Raw genomic sequence first — 19,610 nt, 5'->3', positions numbered from 1 at the left:
GTGTTGACGCCATGGGCCTCGCCGACCGGATGATCCGCCTGCTCTGGGCGGTCGGCGGCGAGGACGTGGCGGCACGGATCCTGCGCGCCCACTGGCGGCTGCTGCCCGGCGACGACCCCGAGGGCAGGGCCCTGCGGGGTCGTCTGGTGGCGGCGCTGAGGTCCGAGCTGCCCGGCCGGGACGCGGAGATCCGGGAGGCGGTGCTGGCCGACGAGCTGGCGTTGCTCAAGCCGGGCGAGAAGCCGAGCAGGGCGACGGTGCTGAAGATCGTGCGGGCGCTCAGCTGACGGCGGGCACGAACTCGCGCAGCACCTCCATGCCGGTGTTGACGGCGGGGCCTCCCGCGGGCGTCGGGCCGAGAACGCGGGCGATGACGGGGCCGAGGGTCTCGTGGAAGAAGCGGTCGGCGTGCTCCTTCGACTCCCACACGGCGATGACCTGGAACTTGCCGTCGGCCCGGCAGGCGTAGCGGGCGCGCAGGCCGTCGGGCACGAGCGAGTTCATCATCTTGTCGAGGGTCTCGAGGGAGTCGGTGGGCGGGGTCGCGATGGTGAGCCACATGGGGTTCCTCCTCGTTCGGTGTGGCTCAAACCTAGGAAGTCCGCGCTGGTCAGCCATCCGCCGGAGTACTCGGTCGGGTACTCATCCACGCCGCGATCTGGCTGCGGGTGCTGAAGCCGAGCTTGGTCAGGATGTGCTGGACGTGGTTCTGCGCGGTGCGTTCGGAGATCACCAGCTGCCGAGCGATCTGCCGGTTGGTCAGGCCGTCGGTGACCAGGCGGGCGACCTCGTGCTCGCGGCTGCTCAGTTCCGTGACGGTGAAGGCGGTCATGCCCAGCGCACGGATCGCGCGGTCGGCGGCTCGTTGCACCGTGTCGGCGTCGCGACCCAGCGCGCGCAACGCCGCCGCGAGATGCCAGCGGGCTTCGGCCGCGAACGCCGTGGCACCTGCCTGAGATGCCTCGTCGACGGCGGCGCTCAGCGACTCGGCCGCGTCCTCGTACCGGTCCAGGGCGAGATAGCCGCGTCCCAGGGCCAGTGACGCGGGGCCCATGTAGGCGACGCCGTTGCCCGCCGCGTGCTCGCCGCGGAACGCCTCGAGCCGGGGCAGGATCTGGGCGAGGTCGTCGAGCAGGCCCAGGCCGGACGTGACGAGCACGGCGTCGACCAGGCCCGGCACCACGAAGAACGCGGGCAGGTCCCACTCGCCCAGCGGCCCGGCGCGGCGGTACCACTCCAGCGCCTCGTCGCGGAAACCCGCGCGCAGCAACAGGAACGCCCGCGTCAGCTTCGACATGAGCCGGAACCTCGGTGGCGGGTCGTGGAAGTGGCGGGCCAGCTCCAGACCGTCTTCGGTGACGCCGATGTGGCACGCGAATCCGCACTGCAGGGCGAAGTACGCGCCGGACGCCGGTTCGCGTTCGATCACCCGCATGCGGTCGTAAGCCTGCCTGCCGACCTCGCGCGCCTCGGCGAACCGGCCCTGCGCCTGAGCCAGGCATGCGGTCACGACTTCCAGGTGCCACAACGGAACCGCGCCGCCGACTCGCTCGCACGCCAGCCGCAGCGCGGGCAGTTCCTCTTGTGCGGCAGCGAGTGAGCCGCTCTCGATCAACGCGTGGATCCGCCACATGGAGCCCCACATCGCGCCGCGCGGGCTGCGGGTGCGGTGGGCCAGATCGATCATCTCGGTGGCGAGCCCGAGCCGTTCCGCACGGCCGGACGGGCCGGGGCAGGCCTCCTGGCGAGCGTGCAGGGCCTCGGCGAGCGCGCGGTCGTCGCCGCTCTCGCGGGCCAGGTCGAGGGCTTCGCTGCTCAGCGAGCCGAGCCGGTGCTGTTCGCCGCGGTAGAACGCGAGGTGGCTGCGCTGGGCGAGCAGCCGTGCGCGCGTTGCGGGACTGACCGGCTGCCGGAGTGCGTTGTCGCACAACGGGGTCGCCACCGCGTTCACCCCGGCGCCCGGCGCGGCTTCGAGCACCAGGGCGGCCTCGGCGATCTGCTCCGGCGTCGAAGCCAGCTCGGCGGCACGTTGGGCGGCCTCGACGCAGCCCGCGAGATCACCCGCGAAGTAGGCCGCTCGCCCCAGCGCCACCTGCACCTCGGAACTGTCCTCAATGGACGCGGCCGCACGATAAAGCCGCGCGCCTTCCTCGTAGGCCAGCCGCCGCACCGCGTCCTCGGCCGCGCGAATCGTCCACACCCGGGCCTCTGCCGTTGCGCCACAAGCACTCCAGTGCCGGGCGACGTCGGCGTAGTGCGTGCTGTCCGTCATCGCCGAAGCGATCCGCCGGTGGATCGCTCGCCGCTCGGCCGTGGTGAGCGAGGCCTCGACGGCGTCACGGGTCAACGCGTGCACGAACCGGTGCCCGGTCGCGTCGATCAACGTCGAGGCCTCGTCCAGCGCGCTGATCGGCAGCCCGGACGCGGCGGCGGCGAGGTCGACGTCGAAGTCGCGGCCGATCAACGCGGCCGTCCGCACCAGCTCCCGCGCATCGGGCGACAGCCGCGCGAGCCGCCCGGTCACGATGTCCCGGACACTGCGCGGCGGCTGGTCCGGACGCCAGGTGCCGTCGTCGACCGCGCGAGCGATCTCCGTGACGAACAACGGATTACCGCTCGTCAGCGACATGACCACGGCCGCGTGCTCAGCCCCGACCAGTTCCGCCACCTCGTCGGACGACAAGCCGTGCAGATCGATCCGGACGGCAGAGCGCATCAGGTCCGCAACGGCCGGGCACGGGTCGCGGAACGTCGCGAAGATCAGCACCGAACGCAGCTGCACGGCCAGATGAGCGAGCACGAGCAACGACGCCTCGTCCGCCCAGTGCACGTCCTCGACGACGACCACCAAGCCGGAACGGTCCAGCGCCGAAGCGATCGCGTCGAACACCCGGAACCTGTCCTGCGGCACCTCGGCGTCGTGCGCCAGCACGAGATCGGGATCGGCGCCGGTCGCCTTCAGGATCTGCCGCCACGGCCAGAACGCCGGTGCACCAGAGGTTTCGACGCAGTGCCCCCACACGACCTCACGGCCCAGTGCGAGCGCCTGCCCGGCCAGCTCCTGGGCCAGCCGCGTCTTGCCGATGCCGGGCTCACCGCCGCACAGCACCAGCCCGCCCGCGTCCGCCGCGACCCACGACCGCACCTGCGCGAGCTCGCGGCCCCGCCCCACCACCTTCACGTCCCGGATATCGCGCAAACCCCGGACGGCGTTTCGAATAATCGGTTGAGCCGAAGCGGCGGACCACGTCAAGATGGTCACATCACCGCAGCTCAGAGGCGTTGAAAATACATTTGCACAATGGTGGAGATGGGGCTGTGGAGCCCCGCCCGTCTGTAAAACGGGAGCCACGTGCAAAGGCGGTTCGACTCCGTCCTCCACCACTACCGTTGCGCCACCGGGGTGACCCTGGGCAACGACCTCCTCCCGCCCCACGACTACCTGGGTGGAAGGGGGACGACATGTCCATCGATGTTCAGCAACCACGTCCGCACGGCCTCGTCGGCAGCCACGTCCAGATCGCCGGTACCGCGGGCGGGGCGTTCGAGGCGCAGTTCAACTACCGCGTCCACGAGGGCCACGACGAGGTCACCGGCGGCTTCACGGCAGGCGACGGGGTAGGCGGCCACGGCCAGTTCCAGGTGACCGTCGACGTGTCCGGCGCGTCGTTCGCACTCGACCGGCTCTACGTCGAGGTGTTCTGGGTGTCGCCCAAGGACGGCGCCGAACTCGACAAGATCATCGTGCCGGTCGTGTACGGGCCGCGGATCGTGCCCGGCTACCGCGTCTACCAGGAGTACACGGTCAAGCCCGGCGACACGTTGTCCGCCATCAGCCTGCACTACTACGGCAACGCCAACCTCTACACCCGGCTGGTCCGGGCGAACCCGCACGTCATCACGAACCCCAACGTGATCCACCCCGGGGATGTGATCCGAGTTCCGCAATCCTGATCACAGGACACTGCGGGCCGACCGGGAGTTCGGGAAGCTCTGGCTCGCCAGGGTGATCTCGACAGCCGGCTCAGCGGTGTCGGGCGTCGCGCTGCCCGTCCTCATGTACTCGCTCACCGGCAGCGCCGTGCACACGGCAGCCCTCGCGGCACTGACCGCCGCGCCCTACCTCGTGTTCGGGCTGCTCGCGGGCGCGCTCGTGGATCGCATGCACCGGCGCACGGTCATGGTCGTCACGGACCTCGTCAGCGCCGGGCTGCTCGCGAGCGTGCCCGTGGCAGCCTCCGCGAGCGCGCTGACCCCGTCACACCTGCTCCTCGTCGCCGGGGGAGTGGCGAGCGTCAACGTCTGGTTCGACGCGGCCAACTTCGGCGCCGTGCCCGCGCTCGTCGGCTGCGAGAACCTCGCCAGGGCCAACAGCGCGATCTGGAGCGCCTCGACCGCCGTGCACATCGCGGCACCGTCCGCGGCCGGAGTGCTCATCGCGGCGATCGGCGCGGCGGGCACGATGGCCCTCGACGCGCTCAGTTTCGCCGTTTCCGCGGTGCTCGTCCGAATGATCCTCCGACCGCTGAACCCGAGCAGGGAACCCCGGATCTCCCTCAAAGCGGACATTCGCGAAGGACTGGAGTTCCTCTGGAGGGAACCCACAGTCCGGCTCTTCACCGGCCTGGGGATCGGTCAGGCGATCGCGGGCGGCGCCGTCTCCGGTCTGATCGTCGTCTACGCCTTCCGCGTTTTCGACGTCCCGGAGAACGACCCGCGGGTCGGTGTGCTGTTCAGCGCGCTGGCCGCCGGGTCGTTCGCCGCGATCGTCCTCATGCCCGCGATCAGCGACTCCTGTCCACCCCGGAGGGTCACGACGATCGGGCTGTCCGCAGGCGTGGCCGTGCTGGGTCTGCTGGCCGGTGTCCAGCTGTGGTGGCTCGCGGTGGCCGGCACCGCGTTGTGGGGCCTGACCTCGACGATCGTGATCGTCAACGGACTGACCGTGCGTCAGCTGGTGACACCGGACCGTCTGCAGGGGAGAGTCAACCTGGTGGGACGCATGGTGACCTTCGGAATCGGGCAGCCCACGGGTGCGCTGGCCGGCGGAGTGCTGGCCGACGCGCTGTCCGTGCGGGCCGCTCTGGTGATCACGGCGCTACCCCTCGTGTTCGCCGCGTTGTTCGGGTGGTCGCGGGTGAGGCCGTGAGTTGTGCCACGGGCTCAAGTGATCCTGTGCCGAGGACCTGGTTGCTTGTTGGTTTCATACAAAGCACGCTGCTCAACTCGCTTCGATCTAGCGGTTTTCCTACCGGGTAGTAGACGAGAGTGTGTACATCGATTGAGCGGCGACTGCCGCTGAGGTTTGTGCGTCCGCGAGGAGTCAAGTCGTTGTTCAGTCGTGTAGCGATCGTCAACCGCGGGGAAGCCGCTATGCGGCTGATCCACGCCGTCCGTGAGCTCGCCGCCGAGTCAGGGGAACGGATCGAGACCGTCGCCCTGTACACCGATGTCGACAAGTCGGCGCCCTTCGTGAGGGAAGCCGACCTCGCCTACAACCTCGGCCTGGCGGCTGACCGTCCGTACCTCAACCTGAAGGTGCTGGAGCAGGCCCTCGTCGAGACGAAGGCCGACGCCGCGTGGGTCGGGTGGGGCTTCGTCGCCGAGATCCCCGAGTTCGCCGAGCTGTGCGAGAAGGTCGGCGTCACGTTCGTCGGCCCGTCCGCCGAGGCCATGCGCAAGCTCGGTGACAAGATCGGTTCGAAGCTGATCGCCGAGGAGGTCGGCGTTCCGGTCGCGCCGTGGTCGCGCGGCGCCGTCGAGAACCTCGAGCACGCCTTGAAGGTGGCCGAGGAGGTCACCTACCCGTTGATGCTGAAGGCGACCGCCGGTGGTGGTGGCCGCGGCATCCGCAAGATCACCACGCCGGAAGAGCTGGAAGAGAACTTCGACCGCACCAGCCAGGAGGCCGCGCGCGCGTTCGGCTCCGGCGTGATGTTCCTGGAGCGCCTGGTCACCGGCGCCCGGCACGTCGAGGTGCAGGTCATCGCCGACGGCCAGGGCACGGCGTGGGCGCTCGGCGTCCGCGACTGCTCGGTGCAGCGGCGCAACCAGAAGATCATCGAGGAGTCGGCGTCCTGCGTGCTGGAGCCGTCGCAGGTCGACGAGTTGAAGGCGTCGGCGGAGCGGCTCGCGAACGCCGTCGGCTACCGCGGCGCGTGCACCGTCGAGTTCCTCTACCACCCCGGTGAGAAGCTCTTCGCGTTCCTGGAGGTCAACACCCGTCTGCAGGTCGAGCACCCGATCACCGAGATCACCTGCAACTTCGACCTGGTCAAGGCACAGCTGCACGTCGCGGGCGGCGGCAAGCTCGAGGGCGCCAAGCCCGTCGAGCTCGGGCACGCCGTCGAGGCCCGCCTGAACGCCGAGGACCCGGACCGCGACTTCGCGCCGTGCCCCGGCACGATCGTCCGGCTGGAGCTGCCCGCCGGCCCCGGCATCCGCGTCGACACCGGCGTGGCCGAGGGGTCGCAGATCCCGTCCGACTTCGACTCGATGATCGCCAAGATCATCGCGTACGGCCGCGACCGCGACGAGGCGCTCGGCAAGCTGCGCCGCGCCATGGCCGAGACGACCGTGATCATCGAGGGCGGCACGACGAACAAGAGCTTCGTGCTGGACCTGCTCGACGAGCCCGCCGTGATCGACGGTTCGGCCGACACGTCGTGGATCGACCGCGTGCGCGCCGAGGGTGGCCTGATCTCGCACCGCCACTCCGCCATCGCGCTGGCCGCGGCCGGTATCGAGGTGTACGAGGACGAGGAGCAGATCAACCGCACCGAGCTGCTGGCGTCGTCTCGCGGTGGCCAGCCGCGCACGAACCACGAGGGCGCGGTCAAGCTGGAGTTCGTGCTGCGCGGCCAGCCGTACGTGGTCCAGGTCGCCCGTGTCGGCAGCGCGAAGTACCGCGTCGGTGTGTCCGCCGCGGACTCGGACAACGTGCTGACCGGTGACGTCGACGTCGAGCGGTTCGACCACCACGTCGGCCAGATCACCGTGAACGGCACGCGGTTCCGCGTCGTCACCGGCACGCACGGCCCGGTCCACCAGGTCGAGGTCGACGGCGTCACCCACCGCGTGACCCGGGACGAGGGCGGTGTGCTCCGCTCGCCGATGCCCGCGCTGGTCGTCGCGACCCCGCTGGAGGTCGGCGCCGAGGTCGAGGCCGGTGCGCCGGTTCTGGTTCTCGAGGCGATGAAGATGGAGACGGTGCTGCGCGCGCCGTTCCGCGCCCGGCTCAAGGAGCTCAACGTCGTCGTCGGCACCCAGGTGCCCGCCGGTGGCGCGTTGCTGAAGCTGGAGGAGATCGAGGACGCCGACGGCGCCGTCGAGGAGCAGAAGTCCGAGTCCACCGTGGAACTCGAACTGCCCGCGCCGCGCACCGACGTGCAGCCGGAGGAACTGGTCGCGCGCGGTCTCGACGACCTGCGGAACCTGTTGCTGGGCTTCGACACCACGGCCGCCGACACCGAGCGCGTGCTGTCGGACTACATGGGCGCGCGGCACGACCTGCTGGAGCGGCCGCTCGTCGCCGAGGCCCAGCTGCTCGGCATCTTCGCCGACCTGTGCGACCTCTCGCGCAACCGGCCGGCCGGTGAGGAGACCAAGCCGGAGAACCACATCCACTCTCCGCGCGAGCACTTCCACACCTACCTGAAGACGCTGGACGCGGACCGAGCCGCGCTGCCGGAGGGCTTCCGCGCCCGCCTGCAGAGCGTGATCGGCCACTACGGCATCACGGAGCTCGACCGCACGCCGGAGCTGGAGCAGGCCGTCTTCCGCATCTTCGTGGCGTTGCGCCGCGGTGTGTTCGACGCGGCCGTCGCGACGACGCTGCTGCGCCAGTGGGTGCAGGAGGCGCCGCCGGTCGAGTCCGAGCAGGTGCAGGTCGGCCTGGTGCTGGAGCACATCGTCGCCGCGACGCAGGTCCGCTACCCGGCGGTGGCCGACCTGGCCCGCAGCGTGGTGTTCACGTGGTTCGCGCAGCCGTTGGTGCGCCGCAACCGCGCCCGCGTGCACAGCGAGGTCCGCAAGCACCTGATCCACCTGGACGCGCAGCCCCAGGCCGCCGACCGCGAGGAGCGGATCGCGGCGATGGTGGCGTCGGCGGAACCGCTGGTGCGCCTGCTCGGCCAGCGGATCGGCAAGCCCGGTGCGGACAACACCCCGTTGCTGGAGGTGCTGGCCCGCCGCTACTACACCAAGAAGGCGCTGGAGAACCCGCGCGTGACCGGGGCGTTCTTCGTCGCGGAGAACGCGCCGGAGCAGACCCGTCTCGTGTCGACGGCGGTGGAGTTCCCGTCGCTGGCGGACGCCGTCGGCGAGGTCGTCAAGTACGGCAACGGAAGCGCGGTCGTCGCGGACCTCTACGTCAACTGGGCCGACGGTCCGACCGACCAGGACGAGATGGCCGCCGGTCTGGGTGCCGCCCTGGCCGCGCACCAGCTGCCGCCGACGATCACCCGCATCACCACCACGGTGGCGGGTCGTCGCGGCGAGTCGATGCACCACCACTTCACGTTCCGCCCGTCGTCCAACGGGTTCGCCGAGGAGAGGCTGGTGCGCGGGCTGCACCCGCGCATCGCCGAGCGCATGCAGCTGGAGCGGCTGCGGGAGTTCGACCTCACCCGGCTGTCCTCCGTGGACGAGGACGTCTACCTGTTCCGCGCGGTCGCCAAGGCGAACAAGTCGGACGAGCGTCTGGTCGCTCTCGGTCAGGTCCGCGACCTGACGCCGTTGCGCGACGACGAGGGCCGGATCGTCGCTCTGCCTGCCGCCGAGGACGTGCTGGCGACCTGTCTGGACGGTATTCGCCGGGCTCGTGCGCAGGCCGGTGGCCGGACTCGTCTCGCCACCAACCGCGTGGTCCTGTACGCGTGGCCACCCACCGACCTGCACTCGACCGACCTCGACGCGGTGGCCCAGCGCGTGCTGCCGACCACGACCGGCCTCGATCTGGAAGAGGTCCTGTTCCTCGCCCGGCGCAAGGACAACGAGACCGGTGAGCTCACCGACATCGGTGTGCGCATCGCGAACGACGCGGGTGCCGGCGTCTCGTTCTCGTTCGTGCAGCCGCCGACCGAGCCGATCCAGCCGCTCGACGACTACCGCCAGAACGTGCTGCGCGCCCAGTCCCGGGGCACGATCTACCCGTACGAGCTGGTCGACATGCTCGTCGGCGACGGTGGTTCGTTCGTGGAGCACGACCTCGTCGACGGGTCGCTGGTGCCGGTCGACCGCCCGCGCGGTGGCAACAAGGCGGGCATCGTCGTCGGTGTCGTGACGACGCCCACGCCGGCGTACCCCGAGGGCATGAAGCGCGTTGTGCTGCTGGGCGACCCGACGAAGTCCCTGGGCGCGCTGGCCGAGCCCGAGTGCTCCCGCGTGATCCACGCCCTGGACCTGGCGTCGGAGCTTTCCGTTCCGCTGGAGTGGTTCTCGCTCTCGTCCGGCGCGAAGATCTCGATGAGCTCCGGTGTCGAGAACATGGACTGGGTGGCCGCAGCGCTGAAGCGGATCGTCGAGTTCACCCAGGCCGGCGGCGAGATCAACGTGGTGGTCAACGGCATCAACGTCGGCGCCCAGCCGTACTGGAACGCCGAGGCCACGATGCTCATGCACACCAAGGGCATCCTGGTCATGACCCCGGACTCCGCGATGGTGCTGACCGGCAAGCAGGCGCTGGACTTCTCCGGTGGCGTGTCGGCCGAGGACAACTACGGCATCGGTGGCTACGACCGCGTCATGGGCCCGAACGGCCAGGCGCAGTACTGGGCGCCGAACCTGCGCTCGGCGTTCGACGTGCTGCTGGCCCACTACGAGCACAGCTACATCGCGCCGGGCGAGTCGGGCCCGCGCCGGGTGTCCACTTCGGACCCGTCCGATCGCGATGTCTCCGGTTACCCGCACGTGGTCGGCGACAGCCCGTTCAAGACCGTGGGCGAGATCTTCTCGGTCGAGTCGAACCCGGACCGCAAGAAGCCGTTCGACATCCGCACGGTCATGCGCGCCCTGTCCGACCAGGACCACGACGTCCTGGAGCGCTGGGCCGGCATGGCGGACGCCGACACCGCGGTCGTCCAGGACGTGCACCTCGGCGGCATCCCGGTGACGCTGCTGGGCATCGAGTCGCGCGGCGTGGCCCGCACCGGCTTCCCGCCCACCGACGGCCCGGACACCTACACCGCCGGCACGTTGTTCCCGAAGTCGTCGAAGAAGGCGGCCCGTGCGATCAACGCCGCCTCCGGCAACCGGCCTCTCGTGGTCCTGGCGAACCTGTCGGGCTTCGACGGCTCGCCGGAGTCGATGCGCGAGCTCCAACTGGAGTACGGCGCGGAGATCGGCCGCGCGATCGTCAACTTCCGCGGCCCCATCGTGTTCACCGTGATCTCGCGCTACCACGGCGGCGCGTTCGTGGTCTTCTCGAAGGCCCTGAACCCGTCCATGACCGTGCTGGCGGTCGAGGGTTCCTTCGCCTCGGTCATCGGCGGCGCCCCCGCCGCGGCCGTGGTGTTCGCCCGCGAGGTGGACGGCCGCACGGCCAACGACCCGCGCGTGAAGAAGCTGGAGACCTCGGTGTCGGAGGCCGCGGGCGCCGAACGCGCGGCCCTGACCGCCGAGCTCGCGGTGACGCGTCAGGCGGTGCGGACCGAGAAGCTGAACGAGATGGCCGCGGAGTTCGACCGCGTCCACAGCGTGCAGCGCGCGGTCGAGGTCGGCTCGGTCGACGCGATCATCTCGGCGGCCGAGCTGCGGCCGGCGATCATCGCGGCGATCGAGAACGGTCTCGCGCGCTAGTTGCTTTCAGGAGAGGGGCCCGGTCACCGTTCAGTGGCCGGGCCCCTTCCGTTGATCACCAGTAGCTTGGTGGCATGTGGGACTGGAAGCAGGACCGGATCAAGGCGGCACTGGGCGGCGTGAACCCCACCGTGCTGCGGCGCCTCGACGCGGGGTTCGCGAACATCGGCGACGTGCAGTTCCTGCCGGGCTACTGCGTCCTGCTCGTGGACACGCCGAACGTGCAGCGGCTCACCGACCTGCCCCGCCGACGCCGGCTGGAGTTCCTGGCCGACATGGAACTCCTCGGCGAGGCGGTTGAGCGGGTCTGCGCCCGCCGCGACGCGGGGTTCCGGAGGGTCAACCTGGAGATCCTCGGCAACACGGATCCCTACCTGCACGCGCACATCTGGCCGCGCTACGACTGGGAACCACCGGAGATCGTCGGGCGGCCGGTGTGGCTGTACCCGGTCGAACGCTGGTCCGACCCGGAGACCGCTCTGGGGCCCGACCACGACGACCTCCGAGCCGAACTCACTGCGGAGATCGACCTTCTGCGTTCGTGACGCCGAACGGGACGTGCACGCACGGCACGGTCTGGATCAGGTGCCCGCGCTGGTCGTCGAAGAAGATGTGCGGCTTCAACACGTCGAGAATCGGCGCCTTCCGCAGCCCGCCCAGGAAGAACGCGTCGTTCACCGTGAGTCCCCACGCCTTGAGGCTGTTGATCGCCCGCTCGTGGGCGGGCGCGGACCGAGCCGTGACCACCGAAACCCGGATCCGGTCCTGCGCCACCCGTTGAATCCGGTTGATGCCCGCGAGGAAGTTCCTGAGCGGCCCGGCATCCAGTGGCGTCACGACGTTCGTGGCCTCGTGCTGCTGGAACTCGTCGAGCCCACCTGATTGATAGATCCGCTCAGCCGCGTCGTCCGCCAGCACCCCGTCGAAGTCGAACGCGATCCGCAACGCCGGATCTTCGTCGTCGCGATAGGAAGACTTCATCACCTGCCCCGCGGGCATCCCGGCAGCAGTAGCCCGGCGCACGTCGTTCTCATGCGCCGACAAGAACAACGACATGTTCAACGCGGGCATGTACTCGTGCGGCGCCCGCCCCTCGGTGAAGATCGCCCGCGTGATCGCCAGGCCGTGATGAGCCGCCGACCGCAGGATGCGCAACCCGGTGTCGGGGGAGTTGCGCGACAGCACGATCACCTCGACCAGCGGCCCCAGCGAGTTGAGCCGCAGCAGCCGCTTGATGAACGGGAACGCGACCCCGGGCTCGAACGGCTCGTCGAGGTGCTCCGACTGGTACTCGCGGTAGGCCTGTTCCCCGGACGTGGAGAACACGGCATCGGACGCGGTCAGGTCGAACAGCGCGCTCGACGCCACGCCCACGACCAGCAGGTTCTCCAGGCTGGGTGCCACGTCACAGATCGTACGACGCGCGTTCTGGTACGGTCGTACCAATGTACTGGTTGGTGCTGATCCTGTCGGGGGTGCTGGAGGCCGTCTGGGCCACGGCGCTCTCAGCGTCGCGGGGCTTCAGAAGGCCGTGGCCGGTGGTGGTGTTCGCGATCTCGATGACGGCGAGCGTCGTCGGCCTCGCCTACGCCATGCGCGGAATCCCGGTCGGCACGGCGTACGCGGTGTGGGTCGGCGTCGGAGCCGTGCTCACGGTGCTCGTCGCGGTGCTGCGCAAGGAGGAGAAGCTTCACCTCGCCAAAGCCCTGCTGCTCGCCGCGTTGATCGGCTGTGTCGCGGGCTTGAAGGCGGTGAGCTAGATGTACTGGGCGGTCCTGCTGGTCAGCGCCGTGCTCGAAGCAGTGTGGGCAACGGCGTTGTCGAACGGCAACCACGTCGTGTTCGCCATCGCCGCCACGCTGAGCATGGTCGGGCTTTCCGTTGGCATGAAACGAATCACCGTCGGCACCGCGTACGCCGTGTGGGTCGGCGTCGGCGCGGCTCTGACAGTCACGTGGGCGATGATCACCGGTGAGGAGTCGGTCTCCGCGTGGAAGATCGTGTTCCTCACCGGGATCATCGCCTGTGTGATCGGCCTGAAGTTCCTCAGGTCAGACGGAAAATCAGTTGAAGTGCCACTGCTGGTTGGCGGTTCCGGCGCAGTCCCAGAGCTGAAGCCTGGTCCCGTCGGCGGAACTGGGGCCGGTGGCGTCGAGGCATCTTCCTGACGCCGCGTTGCGCAGCTGGCCGTTCGCCTCGGCGGTCCACTGCTGGTTGCCCGCGCCGCTGCAGTCCCAAAGCTGGGTGACAGCGCCGTTGGCGGTACCGGAAGCGTCGAGGCACTTGCCGAGCGCACGAACCGTGTTGCCTTCACGGGACCACGACTGCGCGGTGGTGCCGTTGCAGGTCCACAGCTGAACCGCGGTGCCGTTGGCCGAGTTCGCACCCGCCACGTCGACGCACTTGCCGCCGAAACCGGTGATGGTGCCGCCGGTGGGCGGGTTCGGGTTGCCGCCGGACGCGGCCTCCCAGATGGCGTTGAGCAGGCTGGTGCTGCCGGTCGTGTCCTGCGACAGCTCCCAGTTCATGATGCCGCCCGCGTTCGACACCGCCCACGTCGTCTTGCGCTTGATCGTGGGGATGCCGTTGTAGCAGTTGCCGTTGTAGCAGTCGCGGTTGGCGTTGGCCGGGTCCTGCGCCACCAAGTCCTTGTAGGCGATGTAGGTCGGCCGGCTGTAGAACGGCACGCCCAGAACCGCCTTGCCGGCAGGCAGCCCGCGGCCCTTCCAGAAGTTGACGCTGTTGATCGACCAGTCGTAGTTCGCGTGCGGGCTGCCACCGTCGTACGCCATGATGTTCAGCCAGTCGACCGCGTTGAACACGGCCGGCTGCACACCGTTGGCGGTGCCGCCCTCGCTGACGACCGCGGCCGTCAGGATCTTGCCGCGCTGGTGCAGCGCGGTGCTGAGCTGCTGCATCAGAGCGGTGTAGTTGTTGCCCGACGTGCCGGGATCCGGGTACTCCCAGTCGATGTCGATGCCGTCGAGGTTGTACTGGTTGACGACATTGATCAGCGAGTTGACGAACGTGGTGCGCGCGCCGGAGTTGCCCGCGAGCTGTTCGAACGCCGAGTCGTTGCCGTCGTTCCAGCCACCGACCGCCAGCGAGACCTTGACCCCGTTCTGGTGACCGAGGCTGACGATCTGCTGGAGCTTGCCGGTGTCGGGAATGCCCTGGAGCGTGCCGTTCCCGTTCGGCAGCACGAAGGCGTAGTTGATGTGCGTCAGCTTGCTGTACTGGATCGCGCTGGCAGCACCGGACCACGACGGCATGTAGCCGACGCTCTTGAACCCGGCGGGATACGCGGCCTGCGCGGCTGGCGTGATGACCGTCATGGTCGCCGCGGCGGCGGCCAGCGCGAGGCCGGCGGCGCCGAGGCGGGATCGGAGTGAACGCATTGCAGGGGTTGCCTTCCACTTTCGGTCTTGCGCCCACCGCGACGTTAGTGGTCTAGACCGGTTGTGTGGAAGATCAACTAGCGACCGGAACCAGTTCCGGTCGCTGCCAGGGGAATCAACGCAGGTACGAAGCGCCGTTGACGTCGATGATCGTGCCGCTCGCCCAGGTCGCCTTCTCGGAGGCGAGCCACGCGACCGCTGAGGCGACCTCGGCTGGTTCGGCGACGCGGCCGAACGGGCTCTGCGCGCGGATCGCGTCACCCTCCGGGCTGCTCAGGAGGTCCGTGACCATGTCGGTGCGGACGAAGCCCGGTGCCACGCCGGCCACCGAGATGCCCTGCGGCGCAAGGGATTGCGCGAGCGACTGGGTCATCGCGTGCAACCCGGCCTTCGCGGCTCCGTACGCGGGCGCGTCGGGCTCGCCGCGGTAGGCGCCGCGCGAACCGACGTTGATGATCCGGGCGCCCGCGGTCATGTGCTGGACCGCGTGCCAGGTGAGATCGGCCGGTCCCAGCAGGTTGAGCTCGATGGTGCGGCGCCAGGCGTCCTGCCAGTCCGCGAAGCTCGTCTCGGCGATCGGGTGCAGGAAGTAGATCCCCGCGTTGTTGACCAGGACGTCCAGCCCGCCGAGCTTCTCCACTGTCTCCGCGACGACCTGCTCGGCCTGGTTCGCGCCGAGGTCGCCCTGGACGGTCACATGTCCGGTTCCGGCAAGGCTTTCCGCGACTGCGACGGCCTCGCCGGCACCGCTGCGGTAGTGGACGGCGACCTGATGGCCGCTGTCCGCGAGGGCGTGGGCGATGGCCGCACCGATGCCGCGGGAGGCACCGGTGACGAGAGCGCGTCGGGTCATGACCTCATCTAACCCTGGCTGTTGATCAGCCACTTGCCGTTCTGCTGAACGAACCCGAACGTCTGCGTCTCGGTCTTCACGACGGTCGAGCCCTGCATGTACTGCAGCGTCACGGTCACCGTGTTGTCGCCCTGCGGCACGAAGTTCGACAGCTGCACCGAGGTGTAGTCGCGCCAGAACTGCTGGTAGCCCTCGAAGGTCAGGTTGTTGTGGGCGGCCTTGAAGTCGTCGGTGAGCAGCGACCACCCGGTCTGCAGGTCGCCGGGGATCAACGCGTAGTAGGCGGTGATCGCTTCTTGGGCGTTCTTCGGTCCCGCGGGCGGCTGCGGGGTCTGAGGCGGCGGGTTCTGCGGGATCGTCTGGGAGTTGGTCTGCGGCGGCGGGCTGTCCGTCGTCTGCTGCTGGGTCTGCGACGTCGTCTGGGACTGGCTGCCGGCCGCCGGGGTGGAGGTGCCGGACGCCGGTGGGTTGTTCGACGCGTTGTTCTGGTTGCCGCCCTTGGGCCACAACAGGAACGAGCCGACGCCCACGGCGATCACGAGGAGCACGATCGCGATGGGGACCAGCGGGAACTTGCGCCGCTTCACCTCCTGCTCCGGCTGCGGGGGAACGGGCGGAGTGAGGACCGGGGTCGGTTCTGGTTGCGCCACAACGGGTTGCACCACAACCGGTTCCGGCACGACGGGTGTGGGCTCCGGCTCAGGCTGCGGTTCCGGCTCGGGTTCCGCCTGCACGGGCGGTGCCACCGGTTCGGCGTCCTGCTTCGCCTTCTCCTCGGGCTGTGCCTCGACGGGAAGCTCCACAGTGGCCGGGATGACCACGGTCGCCTCCAACACCTGCGGCGACTCGTTCACCACGGCGGCCAGCAGGTGCACGGCCTCCTGCATGGACGGACGGCGCTCAGGTTCGGTGGCCAGCAACCGGAACAGCACCGGCGCGAGCAGCGGACCGGCGTTGGCGGGCGGCATGATCGACCCGCTCGCCACGCGGTGCAGCATGGCGATGTGGTTGTCCGCGGTGCCGAACGGCGGCCCGCCCTCGACGGCGTTGTAGAGCGTGGCGCCGAGCGAGAAGACGTCGGAGGCCAGACCGGCGTCCTCGCCGCGAGCGACCTCGGGGGAGAAGAACGCCGGCGTGCCGACCGTGCCGGTCACGGTGGCCGTGCCGTCGTCGATCGCCTTGGAGATGCCGAAGTCGGTGATCTTGACTTCCTGGTCGCCGATCAGCACGTTGCCCGGCTTCACGTCGCGGTGCTGGATGCCGTGCCGGTGCGCGGCGGCCAGCGCGGCGGCGGTGTAGCAGCCGATGCGGGCGACCTCGCGCGGCGGCAGCGTGCCCTGCTCGCTGATGACGGCGGCGAGGCTGCGGGAGGGGAGGTACTCCATGATCAGCCACGGTTGCCCGTCGTGCTCGACGACGTCGTAGACGCGGATGGCGTTGGGGTGCTCGAGGCGGGCGGCCAGGCGGGCCTCGCGCATGGCTCTGGCCTTGGCGCGGTCGATCTTGGCGTCGTCGACGCCGTCGAGAGCGAGTAGCTCCTTGGCCGCCACCACCCGGTGAAGCTGCTCGTCATAGGCCTGCCACACGACGCCCATCGCGCCCTGGCCGACCTTCTCCGTCAACCGGTAGCGGCTCCCGATGAGCCTGCTCTTCTCCTCCACGAACGCGCTCCCGTCACCTTTACTCACCCACAAGTGTGACGGTTGCCGCGTTCGGGATTGACTGTAACCCCACGTGGGGGTAGATATGGGGTTATGCCGAAAATCAACGTGTACCTGCCCGACGAACTGGCAGAAACGGTGAAGGAACTGAACATTCCGGTCTCGGCGATCTGTCAGCGGGCTCTGGAGGTGTCGGTCAAGCGGCTCACGGCTGTGCGCGGGCTCACCGTCGGCGATCTCGACGGTGAGCGGCTGTCCCAGCTCACCGAACGGATGCGCGCCGTGCTCCGGCTCGCGGCGTCGTCGCCCGTGGTCACCACCGCCGAGCTGGCGCAGGCCATGGTCGACGAAGGTGCCAACCTGGCGTTGGACGTGCTCCGCGCGATCGACATCGACCCGCGCACGTTGAGCTTCCCGTCCTCGCCGGGTGAGGGGTCGGGATTTGCTCCCGACGCGGTCAACGCGCTGGAGCTCGCCGTGGTCGAGGCGATGGCGCTCGGGCACAACTACGTGGGCTGCGAGCACCTCCTGCTCGGGCTGATCGCCGAACCGGATGGCAGCGCGGGTGCGGTGTTGCGTGAGCTCGGTGCGGATCTCAAGGGCACTCGCCGGGCCGTGCAGACCGCACTGGCCGGGATCGTGCACCTCAAGAAGCAGCAGGCGGCGGTTCCGGACGCGGCGAAGGTGCTGCAGCTGATCATGTCCCGGCTGGACCGGCTGGAGAAGAAGGTGGGTATCGGCTGACCAGTTCGGCGCCGATGCGGGCCAGGTGGTCCTGTACTTCTCGTGGTGACTCGACGGTGATCAGCGCGCCCCAGCCGGCGACGTTGCGGGCGATGTCGAGCGGGGTGGGGGCGGTCAGTTCGACTCGGGTTTCGTTTTCGAGGTCTTCGAGCACTGTGCAGTGACGGCCGTGCATGTGCTGGAAGACCTTCAGGAACCTGTTCTGCAGTCGCATGATCGCTTTGGTTCCGGAACGGAGTTGCTCGACCTCCGTGACGACCGAGTCCCAGGCCTTCGCGAGCACGAAGTCCGGTGGCCTGGCCGAGGGGGTGCCGGTCAGGTTGACGCCTTGGATCCGGTCCAGCCGGAACGTCCGCTGGCCGTCCGCGGTGCCGGCGATGAAGTACCAGATGCCGTCCTTGTCGACGAGGCCCCACGGGTCGACGGTGCGTCCTTTCGGTGGTTCGCCTCGTTTTTGGTAGGTCAGGCGGACTTGGACCTGCTCCACGACGGCTTTCTGCAGCAGTTCCACCAGCACCGGGCGGTCTTTCGTGTCGTCGCCCCAGGCCGCGGTGTCGATCACGACGGCTTCCGCGGCGGCTTCGGCCTCGGCGCGGAACGTCTGGGGGAGGGCGCGGACGAGCTTGCGCAGCGCGGACTTCACCTGGGGTGCGACGGACGCGGCCGGGCCGGCGATGAGGAACAGCGCCTGGGCTTCCGCTGACGTGAGACCGCTGAGGTCAGTGCGGGCGCCGCCGATGAGCGACCAGCCGCCGCCGCGGCCCGGTTGGGCGTAGACGGGGACCCCCGCGGTGGACAGCGCCTCCAGGTCGCGGCGGGCTGTGGCTGTGGACACTTCGAACTCTTTGGCCAGCTCAGAGGCAGTGACGCGGCCTCTGGCCTGCATCAGCAGCAACGTGGCTACGAGACGGTCTGCGCGCATGGCTTCAGGTTCCTGTTCAAAGTGCTCACTGGATGAGCACTTTACGGCCGAAGCTGAATCGCAACACCCCGAAAAATATCTGGAGGGATTTCTGATGTTGCGAGGCATGGCGACCGTCACCTACTACGCCGACGACGTCGCGGAGGCGCGTGCCTGGTACGCCGAGTTCCTGGGCGTGGAGGCGTACTTCTCGCGGAACGCGCCGGACGGCACGCTGGGGTACGCGGAGTTCCGGATCGGCGACTTCGAGGCCGAGCTCGGGCTGGTGCAGCGTCAGTTCGAGGTGACGCCGTCGGAAGGTCCCGGCGGGTCGATCCTGTTCTGGGCGGTGGACGATCTTTCGGCGACGCTGGACCGGTTGTTCTCGCTGGGGGCGAAGGTGCACGACGAACCGCGGGTGCGAGGTGAGGGGTTCGTGACGGCGTCGGTGGTGGATCCGTTCGGGAACATCCTCGGAGTCATGACGAACACTCACTACCTGTCTGTTGTTGCTGCAACTCGTTGATCGGAACCGCGACAAACGTCTCGGCTGAGTGCCGTCATTCGCCGCTGCAACTACGGCATCGCCGAGGCGTCTACTTCTCGGTGATGCCGTAGTTGTGGTGGGAGGGCCCGTTGACGGTTCCCGACGGGCGAGGGCCCATCCGCGTGCTGATCGTCGACGACGACGCGCGGGTGCGCAGCGCCATGCGGACTTTTCTGCTGGCACATCCCGAGTTCGAGGTCGTGGGCGAGGCGGGCAGCACCGAGTCGGCCGTGCGGTTGGCCGAGGAGACCGAGCCGGGCGTCGCCATCGTCGACGTTCTGATGCCCACCGAACGGGATGGCTTGTCGCTGCTCAAGGTTTTCGCCGGGCAGCACGGGATTCCGGTCGTGGCCATGAGTCTGAACAACGCGTGCGCGGACGGCGCGATCGCGGCCGGCGCGTACACGTTCCTCGCCAAGGACGGCTACTCGGATCTCCTGGTGAGTGCCTTGCTGGCCGCGTGCCGGGACCGCGACGGATGACGTAGGCCCCATGACGTAGGCACGTCGGACTTCGGTCCCGGTCAGGGGTTCCGCAACTACGCGGGCAGGTTGGGTCGGCCGACCGATCCGGGCGGGGTGTGGCACGGAGCACAGTTCACGAGTGCCACCACCCCCCGGATTGCGAGGCGAGCGAGATGACCACGACCGGTAGCGCCGCAAGCATCGTGAGCGCTGTCAACCCACGCTTGAGCAACCCACGCTTGAGC

The 19,610-nt window shown here is 69.2% G+C and carries 17 protein-coding genes and 1 tRNA gene; 11 read left to right on the top strand and 7 right to left on the bottom strand.

The features are described from left to right. Window positions 1–287 (top strand): hypothetical protein (locus tag UK23_RS23130; RefSeq protein ID WP_231114629.1); only part of this gene is annotated, 287 nt, incomplete at its 5' end. Here the strand turns inward: UK23_RS23130 and UK23_RS23125 are convergent. Together UK23_RS23125 and UK23_RS23120 are read right to left on the bottom strand one after the other, a co-directional pair. Continuing rightward, on the bottom strand, window positions 280–561 hold the full coding sequence (locus tag UK23_RS23125; protein WP_045313700.1) for a hypothetical protein: 282 nt from the start codon (window positions 559–561) through the stop codon (window positions 280–282). The genes UK23_RS23130 and UK23_RS23125 overlap by 8 nt on opposite strands. 49 nt (window positions 562–610) lie before the next feature. After that, a complete protein-coding gene (locus UK23_RS23120; RefSeq protein WP_196777833.1) occupies window positions 611–3,181 on the bottom strand; it encodes an ATP-binding protein in 2,571 nt (856 codons plus the stop codon). A 122-nt stretch (window positions 3,182–3,303) separates the two neighbouring features. Between UK23_RS23120 and UK23_RS51825 the strand changes: the two genes are divergently transcribed. The 5 genes from UK23_RS51825 to UK23_RS23100 all read left to right on the top strand — a co-directional run bounded on the left by UK23_RS51825 (window position 3,304) and on the right by UK23_RS23100 (window position 11,342). Next, window positions 3,304–3,384 (top strand) — tRNA-Tyr (locus tag UK23_RS51825). A 78-nt stretch (window positions 3,385–3,462) separates the two neighbouring features. Then, window positions 3,463–3,954, top strand: a complete 492-nt coding sequence (locus UK23_RS23115; protein ID WP_045313698.1) for a Gmad2 immunoglobulin-like domain-containing protein — start codon at window positions 3,463–3,465, stop codon at window positions 3,952–3,954. Between the two features lie 10 nt (window positions 3,955–3,964). Beyond that, entirely contained in the window at window positions 3,965–5,149 is a 1,185-nt protein-coding gene (locus UK23_RS23110; protein ID WP_045313697.1) for an MFS transporter, read from the top strand. Between the two features lie 182 nt (window positions 5,150–5,331). After that, window positions 5,332–10,797 carry a carboxyl transferase domain-containing protein gene (locus tag UK23_RS23105; protein WP_045313696.1) on the top strand — a complete coding sequence of 1,822 codons (5,466 nt, stop codon included), beginning with the start codon at window positions 5,332–5,334 and terminating at the stop codon, window positions 10,795–10,797. 74 nt (window positions 10,798–10,871) lie between these two features. Continuing rightward, on the top strand, window positions 10,872–11,342 hold the full coding sequence (locus UK23_RS23100; RefSeq protein ID WP_045313695.1) for a diadenosine tetraphosphate hydrolase: 471 nt from the start codon (window positions 10,872–10,874) through the stop codon (window positions 11,340–11,342). Here UK23_RS23100 and UK23_RS23095 read toward each other — a convergent pair. Then, window positions 11,311–12,201 (bottom strand): 5'-nucleotidase, encoded by an 891-nt coding sequence (locus UK23_RS23095; protein ID WP_045313694.1) that lies wholly within the window; start codon window positions 12,199–12,201, stop codon window positions 11,311–11,313. The two genes, UK23_RS23100 and UK23_RS23095, sit on opposite strands and share 32 nt — an antisense overlap. A 41-nt stretch (window positions 12,202–12,242) precedes the next feature. On the opposite strand from UK23_RS23095, the gene UK23_RS52820 reads away from it, so the two are divergent. Next, entirely contained in the window at window positions 12,243–12,557 is a 315-nt protein-coding gene (locus tag UK23_RS52820; RefSeq protein ID WP_045313693.1) for a DMT family transporter, read from the top strand. After that, complete coding sequence (locus UK23_RS52815) at window positions 12,558–12,965, top strand: DMT family transporter (protein ID WP_196777832.1); 408 nt, start codon at window positions 12,558–12,560, stop codon at window positions 12,963–12,965. It abuts the gene before it with no gap. Here UK23_RS52815 and UK23_RS23080 read toward each other — a convergent pair. From UK23_RS23080 to UK23_RS52810, 3 genes are all read right to left on the bottom strand, one after another. Further along, complete coding sequence (locus tag UK23_RS23080; RefSeq protein WP_045313691.1) at window positions 12,861–14,195, bottom strand: glycosyl hydrolase family 18 protein; 1,335 nt, start codon at window positions 14,193–14,195, stop codon at window positions 12,861–12,863. The genes UK23_RS52815 and UK23_RS23080 overlap by 105 nt on opposite strands. 115 nt (window positions 14,196–14,310) lie before the next feature. After that, on the bottom strand, window positions 14,311–15,048 hold the full coding sequence (locus UK23_RS23075) for an SDR family NAD(P)-dependent oxidoreductase (protein WP_045313690.1): 738 nt from the start codon (window positions 15,046–15,048) through the stop codon (window positions 14,311–14,313). A gap of 8 nt (window positions 15,049–15,056) precedes the next feature. Further along, complete coding sequence (locus tag UK23_RS52810; RefSeq protein ID WP_045313689.1) at window positions 15,057–16,709, bottom strand: serine/threonine-protein kinase; 1,653 nt, start codon at window positions 16,707–16,709, stop codon at window positions 15,057–15,059. A 93-nt stretch (window positions 16,710–16,802) separates the two neighbouring features. Here UK23_RS52810 and UK23_RS23065 point away from each other — a divergent pair, with 93 nt between their 5' ends. Next, a complete protein-coding gene (locus UK23_RS23065) occupies window positions 16,803–17,453 on the top strand; it encodes a Clp protease N-terminal domain-containing protein (protein ID WP_045313688.1) in 651 nt (216 codons plus the stop codon). Here the strand turns inward: UK23_RS23065 and UK23_RS23060 are convergent. Then, window positions 17,407–18,375 carry a helix-turn-helix transcriptional regulator gene (locus UK23_RS23060; RefSeq protein WP_045313687.1) on the bottom strand — a complete coding sequence of 323 codons (969 nt, stop codon included), beginning with the start codon at window positions 18,373–18,375 and terminating at the stop codon, window positions 17,407–17,409. The genes UK23_RS23065 and UK23_RS23060 overlap by 47 nt on opposite strands. Before the next feature lie 94 nt (window positions 18,376–18,469). Between UK23_RS23060 and UK23_RS23055 the strand changes: the two genes are divergently transcribed. Together UK23_RS23055 and UK23_RS23050 are read left to right on the top strand one after the other, a co-directional pair. After that, complete coding sequence (locus UK23_RS23055) at window positions 18,470–18,880, top strand: VOC family protein (RefSeq protein ID WP_045313686.1); 411 nt, start codon at window positions 18,470–18,472, stop codon at window positions 18,878–18,880. Between the two features lie 110 nt (window positions 18,881–18,990). Further along, window positions 18,991–19,383 (top strand): response regulator, encoded by a 393-nt coding sequence (locus tag UK23_RS23050; protein WP_156213321.1) that lies wholly within the window; start codon window positions 18,991–18,993, stop codon window positions 19,381–19,383. Window positions 19,384–19,610 lie beyond the last annotated feature (227 nt).

Origin of the sequence: Lentzea aerocolonigenes, assembly GCF_000955955.1 — a bacterium.
Taxonomy (GTDB): Bacteria; Actinomycetota; Actinomycetes; order Mycobacteriales; family Pseudonocardiaceae; genus Lentzea; species Lentzea aerocolonigenes_A.
This window is presented reverse-complemented; position numbering and strand designations above follow the sequence as displayed.